Genomic DNA, 16,800 nt, shown 5'->3' with positions numbered 1-16,800 from the left:
ACCTTTAAAAATTATTAATTAAAATAGATCTTATTTAAATAATTTTTACTTTTGCCTCATTAAATATTTCTCGAATAATTGACGCATTTCATTAAAAAGTAAAAATATAACATTTTATTTTAAAAAACCATGAGAGTATTTCTTTAAAAGAAAAATATATTCTAAAATAATAGAATAAACTTCTTTTGTATTTAAATTTAAATCACATATTTTAATGATAGTTTGCTCAATACCATATTTTTTTATTAAAGAAAATATTTTTATGGATTCTATATCATTTTTATTTTTATAAAAAAATGCTGCAGAAATACCTTTGACTAAATTAGAATATGGTAGATTATATTTTATAGCTTTTAAAAGAGGATATATTAATCGTTCATCTTTTTTTAATTTTTGCAATGGATTTCTTGCAATTCTTTCAATTTTGTCTAATAAATAAGGATTTTTAAAACGAGCAAGAATTTTATTAATATAAGATAAATGTTTATTTTCATCTACATTGTAACACTTTATTAGAGTAAGACCGCTTTCTTGCATAGAATTTTTTACAATTTGAAATATTTCTCTATCTAAAATTGTTTCATATATAGTTTTATACTTTTTTGTCCAACCTAAATATGCAGCAATAGCATGTCCCGTATTTAATGTTAAAAATTTTCTATCTATAAAATATTTTAAATTACTACTCAATGTCATATTAATAATTTTAGGAGGTTCACCTTTAAATTGAGTGGAATCTACAATCCATTCTTTAAAGTTTTCAGAAACTAAACATAATTTATTTTTTCCAATAGAAAAACTTGTTGGTATAATCACATCAATACTGCAATTTACAAAACCAATATATTTTTTAAAATAAGGATAATGGATTGAGGAAATTTTTTCTAAAACCTTTTTCTTTAAATAAGAACTTGCCATCATTTTATTTTCACATGCAATTATATTTAATGGCTTATTATTTTGAGAATAAATTTTTAAAACAATTCCTCGAGCAAGAATTTTAGAGATTTCATCTAAAGAAGAAACTCCGACAGATGTTGTAATTAAATCTGCATGAGAAATAAGATTAGCAATGTTTGAGTCGTAGGAATGCACAGCGCTCACGTTTTTTACTGTAATAATTTCTTCATAATTATTTCCAACTAATTTAATATTATATTCTTGATAATGATTAATAATATCTATTAAATTCTTATTAATATCAGAAAAAATTAAATTAAATCCAGAATCTAATATTGTCTTTCCAACGAAACCACGTCCAATATTTCCTGCGCCAAAATGTAAAGCTTTCATAAAAAATTCCAATTAAAATTATTTTTTTTCATTTAAATAAAATAATACTTCTTGTATATTTTTTGTATTAGATAATTTTAAAATAACATCCTTATTATCTAACGCATTAGTAATGCTACTAACTACCATGATATGCTCATTATTTTTTGCTGCAATACCAATGACTAAATAAGCAATATCATCAACATTTTCTCCAAAACGAACTCCTTTAGGAAATTGACAAAAAATTATACCGGTTTTTAAGATGTTGTCTTTTGCTTGAATAGTGCCATGTGGTAGTGCTATTGATTCTCCTATCCAAGTAGAGCTTATTTTTTCTCGTTCTAACATTGCTTCAACATAACTATTTTTTACATAACCTTGATTCACTAAATGTTGTCCAACAATACTAATTGCTTCTTCTTTATTTTTAGCATTTTGATTTAAAAAAATATTTTTCTCAGTTAATTGAAATAAATTATTTAACTCTTGCGATGAATCAACATTATTAACAATTTTACTATTCTTATAATTAATATCATTTTTACAACTAATATCTTTAATTAATTTTTTTATTAAAGAATCGTAAAAGTCATTATCAATGAAATTATTTAATGATATATGGTAAATATTAGGAGCATACTTTTTAGCACGATAAGTTAATTTTTGATGTGTAATAATTAAATCAGCATCCTTAGGTAAAGAATGAATAGAACAATTAGATACACAAATATTTTCTAAATTTGCATCTTTTATTTTTTTTTGTAAAATACTAGCTCCTATTGCACTAGATCCCATACCAGCATCACAAGCTACTATAATTTTTTTAACATTTTTTAAAAAAATATGTTTTTCTTGATTATCTATTTTATTTTTTTGATTTTTATCTAATCCGTTAAATATATCCTTAGATAATTTATTAACTAAACCATTTGTTTCCTTTATTTTATTTAAGGGAAATCGGAAAAATAAAAAAGCACTGATGAATGAAACTATAAAAGAAGATAAGATGGAAAAAATATTAGCGAAATATAAATTTTTTTGAGTCATGGCTAAAATAGATAAAATAGATCCTGGAGATATAGCAGAAATTAAACCACCCTTAAAAAAAACAAGCATAAAAATGTTTGTCATACTACCTAAAATTAGAGATATCATTAACTCTGGTTTAATCAGGACATAAGGAAAATAAATTTCATGTACTCCACCTAAAAATTGAATGATAGCTGCAGCTCCCGATGACTGATATAATTTTCCCTTGCCAAAATAAAAACACGCCATCAATATACCTAGTCCTGGTCCGGGATTTGATTCTATTAAAAAAAATAAAGAACTTTTATTTTCTGATATTTCTTGAATTCCTAATGGAGAGAATATTCCATGATTAATTATATTATTCAGAAAAAATACTTTAGCTGGTTCAACAATAATTGCGATTAAAGGAAGTAAATTATGTTCTATAATTATTTTTACTAAAGATTTTAAAACGTTGGAACTCCATTCAATTGATGGGCCGATTAAAAAAAAAGAAATGATAATCAAAAAAATTCCAATAATGGCAATTGAAAAATTATTCACTAGCATTTCAAAACCATTTTTTATTTTATTTTTCACTATTTCATCAAATTTTTTAATTACCCATGCACCAAATGGACCTGCTACCATCGCTCCCAATAACATTGGTGTATGAGTACTAACTATCATTCCTATAGTAGTTATACTTCCAATTACCCCTCCTCTCTCGCCTGCAATTAACCGACCTCCTGTATATCCAATAAGAATTGGTAAAAGATAAAAAATTATAGGCGGTATTAATTGAGCTAACATCTCATTAGGTTGCCAACCTAAAGGTATAAATAAAGAAGTCATAATACCCCATGTAATAAAGATGCTTATATTGGGAATAATCATACTACTTAAAAAACTACCAAAATTCTGTATTTTTGATTTAGTTAACATAAAGACCACTCATTCCCGAAGAATAGCTTTGATAAGATAATTTTTAAATTCTTAGTAAAATAAAAAATCTGTTTTAAAAATGAGCCTGAAAATGATTTGCATATTAAATAATAATGAAGTGTTTTTTTTGAAAAAATAATTTCTAATAGAAAAATTCTAAATAAAATTTACTTTTTAATATTTTTTTTAAAAGATTTATAAAAATTTATAAGACCCTCCGTAGAAGTATCAAAATTAACATTATTTTTATTTTTTTTAGAAAGACAAGTATAAATGTTTTTAGTCAGTTCTTTTCCTATTTCTACACCCCATTGATCAAAACTAAAAATATTTAATATATGACCTTGAACAAATATTTTATGCTCATATAAAGCAATTAAAGCTCCTAAAGTATAAGGTGTAATTTTGCGCAGTAAAATAGAATTACTTGGTTGGTTTCCGTCACAAACTTTATATGGTAAAATTTCTTTTAATTTTATATTTTTATTATTAGAATTTATTATGTTTTTTAATAAATCCTCTTTCGATTTTCCAAATGCCAAAGCTTGAGTTTGAGCAAAAAAATTAGATATTAATTTAATATGATGATGTTTTAAATCATTATGAGAAATAACAGGAGCAATAAAATCACAAGGGATTAATTTAGTACCCTGGTGTATTAATTGAAAAAAAGCATGCTGACCATTAGTTCCTGGCTCTCCCCAAATAATAGGACCAGTATGATAAGATATTTTTTTTCCATTTCTATCAATAGATTTTCCATTAGATTCCATATTAGATTGTTGAAGATATGCAGCAAATCTATGCATATATTGGTCGTACGGTAATACTGCTTCAGTTTCAACACCAAAAAAATTAGTGTACCAAATACTAATAAGAGCTAATAATATAGGAATATTTTTATCATGTTCAGAATAATAAAAATGATTATCCATATCATACGCACCGCTCAAAAATTTTTCGAAATTATCAAAACCAATTGATAAAATAATAGATAAACCTACCGAAGACCATAGTGAAAAACGACCTCCTACCCAATCCCAAAATTTAAAAATATTCTCAATTCTAATTCCAAAATTTAATACATTATTAACATTAGCAGATAAAGCAAAAAAATGTTTATTTAAAAAATTTACATTTTTTGATTTTTTTAAAAACCATAATTTAGCACTATGAGCATTAATTATTGTTTCTTCTGTAGTAAATGTTTTTGAAGCTACTAAGAATATTGTAGTTTCAGGATTAATTTTTTTTAATACTTCCAAAAGATGATTACCATCTATATTAGAAACATAGTGTATGTTTAAATGATTTTTATATGGACGTAACGCTTCAGTAACCATATATGGACCTAAATCAGATCCTCCTATTCCTATGTTAACAACATCAGAAATAGATTTTCCAGTATAACCTTTCCATTGACCACTAATAACTAAATTTGAAAATTCTTTCATTTTCTTCAAAGTATCGTTTACATCTAACATAACATTATGATTATTAACAAATATTGGGAAATTTTTTCTATTACGTAATGCAATATGTAAGACAGAACGATTTTCTGTTTTATTAATTTTTGCTCCGATAAACATGTTGTGAATTGCAGATTTTAGATCAGTTTCTTTCGCTAAGTTTAATAAGTTTTTTAAAGTTTCTTTATTAATTCTATTCTTAGAAAAATCAATTAAAATATCATTTTTAAATAAAATAGAAAAATTTTTAAATCGGTTAGGATCTTCTAAAAAAAAATGTTTTAAATGAATATTTTTTATATTCTCGAAATTTTTTTTGAGTTTTTTCCAGGATTTAGTTTCAACACAACTAATATTTTTCATGAAATAATCAATCTCTCTTGTATCAAGATTTTTAAACATATTATACTATAATGATTTGTTTTTTAATAATTACAACATTAATTTTTAATATTCGTAATTCAATAAAAAATAGAATTTTTATAAAAACTCATAAAAATTAGTTAAAAATTAAAAAATTTTAATTAAATGAAATATAATTTAAAAAATAAACTTTTAAAGATCAAAAAATGAATAAAAAAAATCTTATTTGGATTGATTTGGAAATGACCGGATTAAACCCAGAAATACATCGTATTATTGAAATTGCGATATTAATTACAGATTCTCAGCTAAACATTATCTTAGAAGGACCTGTCGTTGCAATTCACCAGAAAAAGAAACATATTACATCAATGGATACATGGAATAACAATATTCACACCCAAACTGGATTAATAGAAAGAGTTCAAAAAAGTAAATATGATGAAATAAAAGCTGAATCTAAAATAGTATCTTTTTTAAAAAAAACAGTTCCTATTCATTCATCTCCAATGTGTGGTAATAGTATTTATCAGGATCGAATATTTTTACGTAAATACATGCCAATTTTAGAAGATTATTTTCATTATCGATGCATAGATGTTAGCACAATTAAAGAATTAGTATCTCGCTGGCATCCTGCTTTAAAAAAAAAAAAAAAAAATCATACAGCGAGAGAAGACATTTATGAATCTATAATGGAACTAAAATTTTATAAAAAAAAATTTTTTGAATTCAAGAAATAAATTTTTAAAATATAATTATTTGAATAAATCAAAAAATATTTTTAAAGAAAGCTTGATAAATATATTTTATATATATAAAATATATATCTAATTAAAAATTACAATACTTTGCGGGAATAGCTCAGTTGGTAGAGCACAACCTTGCCAAGGTTGGGGTCGCGAGTTCAAATCTCGTTTCCCGCTCCAATTTTTTATAAAAAATTTATATTTAAAATATTTTAAATACAAAAAATAAAGCTTAAATTAAAAATCATATTTTGATAACTATTAAAAAAATTAAATAAATGTTAAAATGTATAAAAAATATACATCAAAAAATTAAAAAAAATAAGTCTTATTACAAGATAATAACAATTTTTTTTTGCTTATTTCTTTAGAAATTCATTCTGAAACGAATTACAAAGAAAAAAACTTTATAGGACAAAAAAAAGATAATTTTTTTTTAACAAAGAAAAAAGAAAAAATTTAAAAAAAATTATTATTGTAATAGATCCAGGACATGGCGGACAAGATCCAGGAGCAATCAGTAATCAAGGTCTGCAAGAAAAAAAAATTACATTAAAAATAGCAAAAAAATTAAAAAAATTATTAAATTCAGATAAATTTTTTTACGGCATATTGACTCGTAATAATGATACCTATGTTTCTTTAAAAAAAAGAAAAAATTTTTTAAAAAATTATCATACAAACTTATTAATTTCCATCCATGCAGATTCATCTAAAAAAAAATATGTATCAGGTCCATCAATATGGATTATTTCAAAAAATAGAATAAATCGAGAAATTAATAATTTTATAAAAAATAAAAAAGAAAAAATGTATTTTCCAAAAAAAATTCAATACATACTTAAATATAAAAAAAGTATTTCTTTGAAGAAAACTGCTCTTAATCTACAATTAAATAATTTTCAAGAAATGGAAATTAGTTTATCAAATTATATATTTCAACAATTTAAAAAAATCACAAAAATCAATAAAACACAACCAAATTATGCTAGTTTAGAAATATTAAGCTCTATAAATAGACCTTCTATATTAATAGAAACGGGATTTATTACGAATATTAAAGAAGAAAAAAAACTAAAAACAATTCAATATCAAAATAAAATCGCTCACGCTATTTATATTGGTTTAAAAAATTTCTTTCAAAAAAGATGTATATCTAATTTTGAAAAAAAACTAAAAAAACATTTTAATTAAAATAAATTTAAGCATCAAAATACCATTTAAGATGCTTAAAAAAATTTTTACTTAATTATCTTAAAACGCTTTTTAAATCTTTCAACACGACCTCCAGTATCAATAATTCTTTGCTTCCCAGTATAAAATGGATGGCATTTTGAACATATATCTAAATTTAGATTACAGTTAATTGTTGAAAAAATTTCAAGTGCATTTCCGCATGAACAAGTAGCTTTTATTTGAAAATAATCAGGGTGTATTTTTTTTTTCATGATATTTTTCCTAAACGTATCGTTAATGTTTATTATACGATTATTTATTAATATTTTTTAACATTGAAATATAAAAATGTACAACGATCAAAATAAAATTAATTCAATTTATTTTAAAAATATAAATAAAAAAAGAAATAAAAAAAAAGTATAAAATTTAACAAATACAACTTCTTTTTTATTATAAGCATAATTATTCTTTTTTTTTATTTTTTAAATATATTTTTTAAAAAACCCAATATAACAAAAAAAACAATTATCGAAAAAAAAATAAATTGTGAAAACTCATTGCCTCCGGAGCCAAAAGAAAAGTGGAAATATATTAAAAAATTAGAAAATTTATAATCATTAGAGTTTTAAATATTATTAAAAATCAATACAATATAAAAATATCTATAATTACAATAAATATTCAGTGAAAAAATGTTTATATTATTAATGATTTAATAAATTTCATTTTTTATAATAATATTCTTAAACATCTCACATGCATAAAAATAAAATTTATTTCAAGAGGTTTACTTGTGACCACAATATTAAGTGTAAGATTAAAAAACAAAGTAGTAATTGGAGGTGATGGACAAGCAACTTTAGGTAATACTATTATGAAAAGCAATGTCAAAAAAATTAGAACGCTTTATCATAATAAAGTTATTGCTGGATTTGCCGGTGGAACTGCAGATGCTTTTACTTTATTTGAAATGTTTGAAAAAAAATTAGCTATGTATCAAGGACAATTAAAACGTTCTGCTATTGAGTTAGCAAAAGACTGGAGATCCGACAGAATGCTACGTAAACTAGAAGCTTTACTAGCAGTAGCTGATAAAAATGTTTCATTAATTATAACTGGAAACGGAGATGTAATACAACCAGAGGATGATTTAATAGCAATAGGATCAGGTGGTTGCTACGCACAATCTGCAGCAAGAGCATTAATAGAAAACACTGATTTTAGTGCAAATGAAATTGTAGAAAAATCATTAAATATCGCAGCTAATATTTGTATATATACAAATCACTCTTTTATTATAAAAGAATTACTTTCAGAAAAATAATGAGGATTATCTTTATGTCTAACATGACTCCACCCCAAATTGTTTCTGAACTTGACAAATTTATTATTGGTCAAAAAAAAGCAAAAAAAGCTGTTTCTATTGCATTAAGAAATCGCTGGCGCAGAATGCAATTGAATAGCGAACTACGAAATGAAATTACTCCAAAAAATATTTTAATGATTGGTCCGACAGGAGTAGGAAAAACAGAAATCGCCCGAAGATTAGCTAAACTAGCAAACTCTCCATTTATAAAAGTAGAAGCAACTAAATTCACAGAAGTGGGATATGTTGGAAAAGAAGTAGATTCAATTATTCGCGATTTAACTGACGCTGCCGTTAAAATGATTCGCGTGAAAAATATTGAAAATAATAAAAACAAAGTCAAAGAAATTGTCGAAGAAAGAATATTAGACGTTCTTGTTCCAAGACCAAAAAATAACTGGACAGAAAATGAAAATAATCAAAGTCTAATGAAAACTTTGCAAATATTTCGAAAAAAATTAAGAGAAGGTGATCTTGACGAAAAAGAAATTGAAATTAATGTACTAGCCACTACTATGGGTGTAGAAATCATGGCTCCCCCTGGAATGGAAGAATTGACAAGTCAATTACAATCTTTATTTCAAAACTTAGGAGGGCATAAAAAAAATGTCAGACGATTAAAAATAAAAGATGCAATTTTATTATTAAAGGAAGAAGAAGCGGCTAAACTAATTAATCATGAAGAAATTAAAAAAGAAGCAATTCATGCTGTAGAACAAAATGGTATAGTATTTATTGACGAAATCGACAAAATATGTAAACGAAGTGATTCTTCTGGTCCAGATATTTCTAGAGAAGGTGTCCAAAGAGATTTATTACCATTAGTTGAAGGTTGTACTGTTTCAACAAAATATGGAATGGTTAAAACAGACCATATTTTATTTATTGCTTCAGGTGCATTTCAAACTTCTACACCTTCTGATTTAATTCCCGAACTTCAAGGACGACTACCAATTAAGGTAGAATTGCAAGCCTTAACAATTGATGATTTTGAAAAAATTTTAACCGAACCAACCGCATCAATTACCGCGCAATATCAAGCGTTAATGAAAACAGAAGGAGTTTGTATAAACTTTACAAAAGAAGGTATACGAAATATTGCAGAAACTGCTTGGAAAGTTAATGAATCAGTAGAAAATATTGGAGCGCGTCGATTGCATACAGTACTAGAAAAATTGATGGAAGATGTTTCTTATTATGCTGATAAAAATCAAGGAAAAACGATTGAAATTAATTCAGAATACGTTGAAAAACATTTAGAAAAATTAACTTGCAATGAAGATCTTAGCCGTTTTATTTTATAATTTTATTTAAAATATTTATCTATAATACAAATAACTTAAATATATAAATATTTTTTAAAAAATTTATTTAATTACTCTTGAAAAATAAAAAACAAGACCTTATATGAAATAAAAACATTGTTTAGGTTCAAAATTATTTAAAAAAAATATTTATAACATATATAGGAGTTTTTTATGTCTTATAATCCTTTTTCATTTTTACCTAGCATTAATAATCACAGTGTTTTTTCAGATAGATTTAATCAAATTGATAAAATGTTTAGTACATTAACAGGAGAAAAACCATTATCAGAAAATCCGTTATATAATCTTTCTGAAGTTAATGAAAATCAATACGAATTAATATTAAGTATTCCTGGATATAAAGAAAAAGAATTAGATATATCGGTTCACGATAATCAGCTTTTAATACGAGGAAAAAAAGAAAAACAAAACGATGACAATCATAAAAAAATAAAAAAATGGCTGCATAGAAATATTTTTTTAAATAATTTTTCTTTAAGTTTTAACTTTGATCATAAAATTCACGTCAAAAAAGCAGAACTGAGTTTAGGATTATTGAAAATAAATTTTGAATATCAAATTCCAGAAAAAGAAAAACCTAAAAAAATATTTATTAATATTCCTAATAACGATGCTAAAATTTCTAAAAAATAAATTTAACTAATTTTTAAAGACACATGAATATTTTTCCTAATCATTGTACTTTTTTATTTAAGTACAATGATTATATTTTTAATAAAGGAGTTAAAAAATACCATGAATCCATGGATTAATGCTACTGTTTTAGAAAATCGAAAATGGACTAACAATTTATTTAGTCTCATCTTAAATGCATCTATATCTCCTTTTAAAGCAGGTCAATTCACAAAATTAGCTTTATATGATGAACAACAAGAAAAAAAAATACAGAGAGCATATTCTTTTGTTAACGCACCTAGCGATAAAAAAATAGAAATTTATATTGTTCGCGTTAAAAATGGAAAATTAAGTAATCTTTTATATAAATTAAATTCTGGAGATACAATTCTTATCAAAGAAAATGCATCTGGTTTTTTTATATTAGATGAAATACCGCCTTGTAAAAAATTATGGATGTTTGCAACTGGTACAGCTATTGGTCCCTACTGTTCTATTTTAGAAGAACATAAAAATACTGAAAAATATGAAAATATTATTTTAGTACATGCTGTAAGAAAAAAAAATGAATTAACTTATCTTTCTTTGTTAAAAAAAATACATAAAAAGTATAATGGAAAATTAAAAATTCAAACTATAACTAGTAGAGAAAAAGACAATAATTCTTTATTCGGTAGAATTCCATTTTTACTGAAAAATAATATTTTAGAGAAAAAAATTGGTTTAAAGATTGATGCTGAAAACTCACATGTTATGCTATGTGGAAATCCTGAAATGGTTAAAGATACATGCTTATATTTACAGAAAAGTAGATTTATGAAAAAAAATTTAAGACGCCAAAAAGGTCAAATCACAATGGAAAATTATTGGTAATATTTAAGATCGATTAAATGAAAAAGAAATAACTTGATCAATACTCTTTTTTTTTAATGCTATCATAATAATGCGATCTAAACCTATTGCTATTCCTGAACATGAAGGCAAACCATAACGTATAGCGTTTAAAAAATAATTATCTATTTTTCTTGGAGATAAATTTTCTTTAAAACGATTTTTATTATCTTTTTTAAATCTTTTTTTATGTTCAGAATAATCTGTAAGTTCATAAAAACCATTTCCTAATTCAATTCCTTTAAAAAATATTTCAAATCTTTCTGTTACTCGGGAATCATTTTCGTTAACAAAAGCAAGAGAAGCTTGTTCTGCAGGAAAATGATATACGAATAATGGATTTTTTTCTCCTAAAAATGGTTGTATCTTTACTGTAAATAAAGTTTCTATTAATTTATTTTTATCTATTTCATCAGAAATTAAATGCTCTAAATCTAATAATTTAAAAATTTTTAAAATATCAATAGAATTAGCAGATAACGGATCTATATTCAAATACTTTATAAATATTTCTTGATAAGAAATCTGATCTGATTTATTAAAATTTAATATTTTTTGAAAAAAACGATCTACTTCTTTCATAAAAACCTTCATTTTGCAATCAATTTGATACCATTCCAACATGGTAAATTCTGGATTATGATAGCGCCCAAACTCTTTATTTCTAAAACTATGACAAATTTGATATATAGATCCACTTTGTGCTGCTAGTAAACGTTTCATATGGTATTCTGGGCTAGTGGAAAGCCATAATTTTTTTTTAATAGAATTATTATCATTATATGGAGAATAATAACTGGTACTAAAAGGAGTTAAATTTGCATCTGTTGTAGTAAATTGAGATAAAATTGGTGTTTCTACTTCTAGAATTTTATTTTTTTTAAAAAATAATCGAATATTTTCAATAATTTTTGCGCGTTGAACTAAATCTTTAATAGAAGCACTAGGTTTCCATGTTTTTTTCATAATACACCTTAAAATTTTTTAAAAAATTAATTTATTATGCATTTATTAACATTTTAATAAACTTTATACATACATTAAATCTTATAAAAAAATGAAAAAAATCGCAATATATCCAGGTACATTTGATCCAATTACATACGGCCATTTAGATATTATAATACGTGCAACTAAAATTTTTGATAATATCATTATTGCTATTTCTAATAATTTAAATAAAAAAACTATTTTTAGTTTAAAAGAAAGAATAGAATTAACAAAATTAGCTACGTTAAACCTAAAAAACATTAAAAAAATAATTGGTTTTAATGATTTACTTGCAAATTTAGCAAAAAAAGAAAAAACTAACGTTTTAATTAGAGGAGTACGTACAATATTTGATTTTGATTATGAAATTAAATTAGCCGCAATTAATAAGCAAATCTACCCAGATTTAGATAGTATTTTTTTATTATCTTCAAAAGAAGTTTCTTTCATATCTTCTTCTTTCGTCAAAGAAATAGCTAAATATAAAGGAAACGTTAAACCTTATTTACCTAAAGAGATACATTTTGCTTTATTAGAAAAATTTAATAATATTTATAATTAAAAATTTAATATTAAACTAATAGGGTATGTAACATACCCTATTAGTTTATAAAAGAATACTTATATTAATTTAATTAAGGAAATGTGAATATTCCATTATTGGTGAATTACTTTCCGGAGAAAGAATTGCACTAGCACGAACTCCAAATGCACAATATCTTTTAATAGAATTATCATCTGTAGGAGAAATGTCAGATAAATTAGTAACAATCAGCTGAAGCGTTCCATCTTTTAAATGATTAATTTCATAAATATTTCTTGAGTTAGTAATTCTATATTCATTTAATTCGGGATGTTCAGATATTAGTTCAAAATAAGATTTATTTAAAAGTTTCGGACGAGCATATGTAGAAATAAATTTTCGGTCTTCAATATTTGGAACTATTTTTTTAAATTCTCTTATCATATCTTCTTTGTTCGTAGAATAAATCAAATTTCCATCAACAATAAAAAGAGAAGAGTGAAAATCTTCCATAAAATCTTGATTTATTTCATTTACTGGTTTACTTTTTTCAAAAAAAAGTTTTATTTTTTCTTTAATCTTTTCAGGTATGTCAATAGGAATAGAAGATTTTTTAAAATTATTATCTATTTTATTTATTAAATATCTATTAATTATATTATTTTTATTTTCTAAATCAAATTGTTCATTTAAACTTGATAAATACGATTGATTTGAATTATCTATTTTATTAGAGGCTAAATGTAAATCAGGAAAAGTACTTTGATATTCAGGATGCAACGGATTATTATTTAGTTTATTAACTATTTTAATTTTTCCTGTATCTCTAATTTTTTCAATTATAGTATGTATAAAAATTTTTGAAGATTTAATAGTTTCTTTAAGTTCTTTAACGCGTTGCATTAAATCATTAATAATATCATTGTCTGATTTTTTTGGTGGTGCAGGTGGTGTTGATTTTTTTATTATCGAATAGAATATGTTTGAAATAAAATCACAACTAGAATTAAAAAGACTTACGGCTTCATTTTTAATTTTCTCAAAAACATTAAAAATGTTACTTTTTATTTTATTAAAGAGGGAGATAATTTGTTTTTTTAAATCTAATTTTTTTAACGTATCTGTAATTGTACTATAAATAGATTTAAATATATTGAGTGAATAATTAAGAAAAGATTGATAAAAAGATCGAATGGAGTCTTTATTTAGAGAGGATTCAGAAAAAGTTTTTTTTTCATAATATCTTCAATAATATTTAAATTATTAAGATCTTCATTTATTTTATTTATTAATTTTATTTCAACATCTTCATAATCATTTTTTTTGTTTACATCGCTTGCATTTAATAAATATAAATCTTTTTCCTTTAAATAAAAAATAGGATTTTGATCATTCTGTGTCTTATTTTTTGTATCTTTTAACACTTTAGAATTGATATTTTTTTTATTTAGTGTTTCATAAAAACGTGTTGGATTTAATTTATCAACTAGAGTAATATTAGATGACATAATTTTTTTTCCTTTTTTTAATTTATTATTTTAGTAAAAAAATTTTAAAAAATATAAATTAAACTTTAAAAAACAAATAAAAAAATAATTTTTTGGTTTATTTTGCTTTAAAAAAATTTTATTTATTCAACAATAATTTGTTTATTAATTAATATAAATAAATATATTTAAAAAAATAAATTACATTGTCTTAATTTGTATATTAATTAGATTTTTCAAAAAGTCAATTATTAATATTAAAAAAATAAAAATATTATGAAAATATATTTAATTTTTAAAGAAAAAAATGAAAGAATAAGGAAATTAATTAATAAATATCATTTAGAGCATGATCAAAATACTTCTATAGCATTAATAATTAATTCTCGTTATTTAGAATTATATGATCGTTCTATGCCTAAAGAAAAATCAATTAAAATTGACTTTATTTCAAAAAAATATAATTATAGATGCATGCATTCAAAAAAAAGTGATTTGTTATATAAAGCTATAGGAATAAAAAAAAATTATTTTCCGTTCATTTTAGATGCAACAGCTGGATGGGGTAAGGACGCGTTTTTTTTATCTTTTTTAGGATGTAAAGTAATTATGATAGAATGCAATCCTATTGTGTCTATTTTATTAGAAGATGCTCTAGAAAGAGCTTATCAAGATAAAAAAAATGGATTTTGGATTAAAAAAAGATTAAATTTAATTTTCGGTAATAGTTTAAATATGTTAAATTTTTCTATTCCTCAACCAGATGTCATTTATTTAGATCCCATGTATCCTGTTAATCAAAAAAAATGTCTTCCGAAAAAAAATATGCAATTTTTAAGAAAAATAGTAACGTTTGATAATCAACCTGAATTTTTATTAAAAATTTCTAGAAAATTAGCTAAAAAAAGAGTAATTGTTAAAAGACCGCGTTATGCAAAATCATTATCTAATGATAAAGTTGATTTTATTATTAAAAATAAAAATTATCGCTTTGATATATATTTTCCATTATAAAAAATAGGAGTACGTTTTTAAAAGTACTCCTATAAAAAAATTAGGTTAATATTATAAAAATTTTATATTAATTTTAAAGAAATCCAATATAAAGAACTAGATAATAACATTGAAACAGGAAGAGTCAATAACCAAGCCAACATAATATTTTTTATAGTACTTATTTGAATTCCAGAACCATCAGCTAACATACTTCCAGCTACAGATGATGATAAAATATGTGTTGTAGATACAGGAATACCTGTGTAACTCGCGATTCCAATAGAAAAAGAAGCAGTTATTTGAGCAGACATAGCTTGAGCATACGTCATTCTTTTTTTTCCAATTTTTTCACCAATAGTTATAACTATACGTTTCCAACCAATCATAGTACCTAAAGATAAAGACAGCGCAATAATTAATATTATCCATGTAGGGGCGTATTCAACTGTTTTAAGTAAATTTTTTTTATTTTTTTCTAAAAAAAATCTTTCTTGATCAGTGATATTTGTAGAAGTTATTATTTTATCAATATCATCTGAAATAAACAGTAAAAGGTGACGTAAACTATTTCTATTTTGTATATTTAAATTATTATAATTATATACATTTTTTAATAAAAATTTAGCACTTTGAATATTTTTGATTGTATTATCAAAATAATAATTAACTGTTAATTTTTTAAATTTATTTTGATAACTACTATGGTTGATTGTTATATAATTTTTAGAAAAATATTTATGCAATATGTTTATTGTATTTCTAGTGCAAACAATTTGTTCTTTAGAAGCATTTAGATTGATTAAAAAACTAGATGGTGCAATTCCGATTAATACAAGCATAATTAAACCAATGCCTTTTTGACCATCGTTTGCACCATGTGCATAGCTCACTCCAATAGATGACAAAATTAAGGAAATTCTAATTAAAAGCGGGGGGCGTTTTTTTTCATCCCTTTTTTCTCTTTCTAATGGAGTCATATGAATTTGATAAAATCGATTGGAGTTTTTTAAAAAAAATCGCAGTAAAAAAATTAAAATTCCAGATGTTATTAATCCAACAATTGGAGAGCAAATAAGAGATAATAAAACATTTGTCATTTTAGGTATATTTAATGCGTTAACCCAAGAAGTACCAGTAATCATGGAATTAGTTAGACCGATACCAATAATCGCACCAATTAAAGAATGTGAGCTTGACGCAGGTAAACAAAAATACCAAGTAGATAAATTCCATAGTATTGCTGCGAATAACATCGAGAAAACCATGGCTAATGCATTTTTTGAATTAGAATTTAATAGTAAATCATTTGGCAGCAAGTGAACGATAGCATACGCAACTGTTAATCCTCCTAAAAAAACCCCTAAAAAATTAAATATACCAGACATTATAACCGCATGATTTGCAGACATTGCACGAGTATAAATTAAAGTCGAAACAGCATTTGCGGTATCATGAAAACCATTAATAGCTTCATAAAGTATAACAAAAAATAATGCTAATAAAATAAATAAACTATGATTCAAATCAGAATAAAAAAGTAAATATAGCATAATCTTTAAGCCATTTTGATGAATTGAACTAAGCTTATTATCTGTGAGAAACTATGTTTGAGG

General features: G+C 23.7%; 16 protein-coding genes and 1 tRNA gene. 9 read left to right on the top strand and 8 right to left on the bottom strand.

Translation table 11 applies throughout. The features are described from left to right. Nucleotides 1-114: 114 nt before the first annotated feature. From DD681_RS00195 to pgi, 3 genes are all read right to left on the bottom strand, one after another. On the bottom strand, nucleotides 115-1,293 hold the full coding sequence (locus DD681_RS00195) for a mannitol-1-phosphate 5-dehydrogenase (protein WP_158341025.1): 1,179 nt from the start codon (nucleotides 1,291-1,293) through the stop codon (nucleotides 115-117). 18 nt (nucleotides 1,294-1,311) lie between these two features. Continuing rightward, a complete protein-coding gene (locus DD681_RS00190) occupies nucleotides 1,312-3,231 on the bottom strand; it encodes a PTS mannitol transporter subunit IICBA (protein ID WP_158341024.1) in 1,920 nt (639 codons plus the stop codon). Nucleotides 3,232-3,398: 167 nt separating this feature from the next. Further along, the gene (pgi, locus tag DD681_RS00185; RefSeq protein WP_158341532.1) at nucleotides 3,399-5,063 is read right to left on the bottom strand and encodes a glucose-6-phosphate isomerase; all 1,665 of its coding nucleotides are present in this window, start codon (nucleotides 5,061-5,063) and stop codon (nucleotides 3,399-3,401) included. Between the two features lie 206 nt (nucleotides 5,064-5,269). Here pgi and orn point away from each other — a divergent pair, with 206 nt between their 5' ends. The 3 genes from orn (at nucleotide 5,270) to DD681_RS00170 (ending at nucleotide 7,006) form a co-directional block, all read left to right on the top strand. Next, a complete protein-coding gene (gene orn / locus DD681_RS00180) occupies nucleotides 5,270-5,806 on the top strand; it encodes an oligoribonuclease (RefSeq protein ID WP_158341023.1) in 537 nt (178 codons plus the stop codon). 110 nt (nucleotides 5,807-5,916) lie between these two features. Beyond that, nucleotides 5,917-5,992: transfer RNA gene (locus DD681_RS00175), tRNA-Gly, on the top strand. A 288-nt stretch (nucleotides 5,993-6,280) separates the two neighbouring features. Continuing rightward, nucleotides 6,281-7,006: an N-acetylmuramoyl-L-alanine amidase gene (locus tag DD681_RS00170; RefSeq protein ID WP_158341022.1), complete on the top strand. Its 726-nt coding sequence runs from the start codon at nucleotides 6,281-6,283 to the stop codon at nucleotides 7,004-7,006. A 47-nt stretch (nucleotides 7,007-7,053) separates the two neighbouring features. On the opposite strand, the gene rpmE is transcribed toward DD681_RS00170, so the two are convergent. Beyond that, entirely contained in the window at nucleotides 7,054-7,260 is a 207-nt protein-coding gene (gene rpmE, locus DD681_RS00165; RefSeq protein WP_158341021.1) for a 50S ribosomal protein L31, read from the bottom strand. A gap of 524 nt (nucleotides 7,261-7,784) precedes the next feature. Here rpmE and hslV point away from each other — a divergent pair. From hslV to DD681_RS00145, 4 genes are all read left to right on the top strand, one after another. Next, on the top strand, nucleotides 7,785-8,315 hold the full coding sequence (gene hslV, locus DD681_RS00160) for an ATP-dependent protease subunit HslV (protein WP_158341020.1): 531 nt from the start codon (nucleotides 7,785-7,787) through the stop codon (nucleotides 8,313-8,315). A 14-nt stretch (nucleotides 8,316-8,329) separates the two neighbouring features. Continuing rightward, nucleotides 8,330-9,661 (top strand): HslU--HslV peptidase ATPase subunit, encoded by a 1,332-nt coding sequence (hslU, locus tag DD681_RS00155; protein ID WP_158341019.1) that lies wholly within the window; start codon nucleotides 8,330-8,332, stop codon nucleotides 9,659-9,661. Between the two features lie 174 nt (nucleotides 9,662-9,835). Beyond that, on the top strand, nucleotides 9,836-10,318 hold the full coding sequence (locus DD681_RS00150) for an Hsp20 family protein (protein WP_158341018.1): 483 nt from the start codon (nucleotides 9,836-9,838) through the stop codon (nucleotides 10,316-10,318). 102 nt (nucleotides 10,319-10,420) lie between these two features. Continuing rightward, on the top strand, nucleotides 10,421-11,173 hold the full coding sequence (locus DD681_RS00145; protein ID WP_158341531.1) for an FAD-binding oxidoreductase: 753 nt from the start codon (nucleotides 10,421-10,423) through the stop codon (nucleotides 11,171-11,173). A gap of 3 nt (nucleotides 11,174-11,176) precedes the next feature. On the opposite strand, the gene epmA is transcribed toward DD681_RS00145, so the two are convergent. After that, nucleotides 11,177-12,160: an elongation factor P--(R)-beta-lysine ligase gene (gene epmA / locus DD681_RS00140; protein ID WP_158341017.1), complete on the bottom strand. Its 984-nt coding sequence runs from the start codon at nucleotides 12,158-12,160 to the stop codon at nucleotides 11,177-11,179. Between the two features lie 88 nt (nucleotides 12,161-12,248). Here epmA and coaD point away from each other — a divergent pair, with 88 nt between their 5' ends. Beyond that, entirely contained in the window at nucleotides 12,249-12,743 is a 495-nt protein-coding gene (coaD, locus tag DD681_RS00135) for a pantetheine-phosphate adenylyltransferase (protein ID WP_158341016.1), read from the top strand. A 69-nt stretch (nucleotides 12,744-12,812) separates the two neighbouring features. On the opposite strand, the gene DD681_RS00130 is transcribed toward coaD, so the two are convergent. Next, on the bottom strand, nucleotides 12,813-13,607 hold the full coding sequence (locus DD681_RS00130) for a hypothetical protein (protein WP_158341015.1): 795 nt from the start codon (nucleotides 13,605-13,607) through the stop codon (nucleotides 12,813-12,815). A gap of 302 nt (nucleotides 13,608-13,909) precedes the next feature. Continuing rightward, nucleotides 13,910-14,212: a hypothetical protein gene (locus DD681_RS00125; protein WP_158341014.1), complete on the bottom strand. Its 303-nt coding sequence runs from the start codon at nucleotides 14,210-14,212 to the stop codon at nucleotides 13,910-13,912. A 255-nt stretch (nucleotides 14,213-14,467) separates the two neighbouring features. On the opposite strand from DD681_RS00125, the gene DD681_RS00120 reads away from it, so the two are divergent. Next, complete coding sequence (locus tag DD681_RS00120) at nucleotides 14,468-15,205, top strand: class I SAM-dependent methyltransferase (RefSeq protein ID WP_158341013.1); 738 nt, start codon at nucleotides 14,468-14,470, stop codon at nucleotides 15,203-15,205. A 62-nt stretch (nucleotides 15,206-15,267) separates the two neighbouring features. Here DD681_RS00120 and DD681_RS00115 read toward each other — a convergent pair whose 3' ends face one another. Then, nucleotides 15,268-16,737, bottom strand: a complete 1,470-nt coding sequence (locus DD681_RS00115) for an inorganic phosphate transporter (RefSeq protein WP_158341012.1) — start codon at nucleotides 16,735-16,737, stop codon at nucleotides 15,268-15,270. Nucleotides 16,738-16,800: the final 63 nt, after the last annotated feature.

This window comes from Buchnera aphidicola (Melanaphis sacchari) (assembly GCF_003096055.1).
GTDB lineage: Bacteria > Pseudomonadota > Gammaproteobacteria > Enterobacterales > Enterobacteriaceae > Buchnera > Buchnera aphidicola_P.
This window is presented reverse-complemented; position numbering and strand designations above follow the sequence as displayed.

Coding starts and splice junctions, on each gene's coding strand:
- pgi (WP_158341532.1), bottom strand. CDS start 5,063: ATGAAAAATATTAGTTGTGTTGAAACTAAATCCTGGAAAAAACTCAAA.
- DD681_RS00120 (WP_158341013.1), top strand. CDS start 14,468: ATGAAAATATATTTAATTTTTAAAGAAAAAAATGAAAGAATAAGGAAA.
- DD681_RS00190 (WP_158341024.1), bottom strand. CDS start 3,231: ATGTTAACTAAATCAAAAATACAGAATTTTGGTAGTTTTTTAAGTAGT.
- hslU (WP_158341019.1), top strand. CDS start 8,330: ATGTCTAACATGACTCCACCCCAAATTGTTTCTGAACTTGACAAATTT.
- DD681_RS00150 (WP_158341018.1), top strand. CDS start 9,836: ATGTCTTATAATCCTTTTTCATTTTTACCTAGCATTAATAATCACAGT.
- rpmE (WP_158341021.1), bottom strand. CDS start 7,260: ATGAAAAAAAAAATACACCCTGATTATTTTCAAATAAAAGCTACTTGT.
- DD681_RS00115 (WP_158341012.1), bottom strand. CDS start 16,737: ATGCTATATTTACTTTTTTATTCTGATTTGAATCATAGTTTATTTATT.
- DD681_RS00145 (WP_158341531.1), top strand. CDS start 10,421: ATGAATCCATGGATTAATGCTACTGTTTTAGAAAATCGAAAATGGACT.
- DD681_RS00125 (WP_158341014.1), bottom strand. CDS start 14,212: ATGTCATCTAATATTACTCTAGTTGATAAATTAAATCCAACACGTTTT.
- DD681_RS00130 (WP_158341015.1), bottom strand. CDS start 13,607: ATGCAACGCGTTAAAGAACTTAAAGAAACTATTAAATCTTCAAAAATT.
- orn (WP_158341023.1), top strand. CDS start 5,270: ATGAATAAAAAAAATCTTATTTGGATTGATTTGGAAATGACCGGATTA.
- coaD (WP_158341016.1), top strand. CDS start 12,249: ATGAAAAAAATCGCAATATATCCAGGTACATTTGATCCAATTACATAC.
- DD681_RS00195 (WP_158341025.1), bottom strand. CDS start 1,293: ATGAAAGCTTTACATTTTGGCGCAGGAAATATTGGACGTGGTTTCGTT.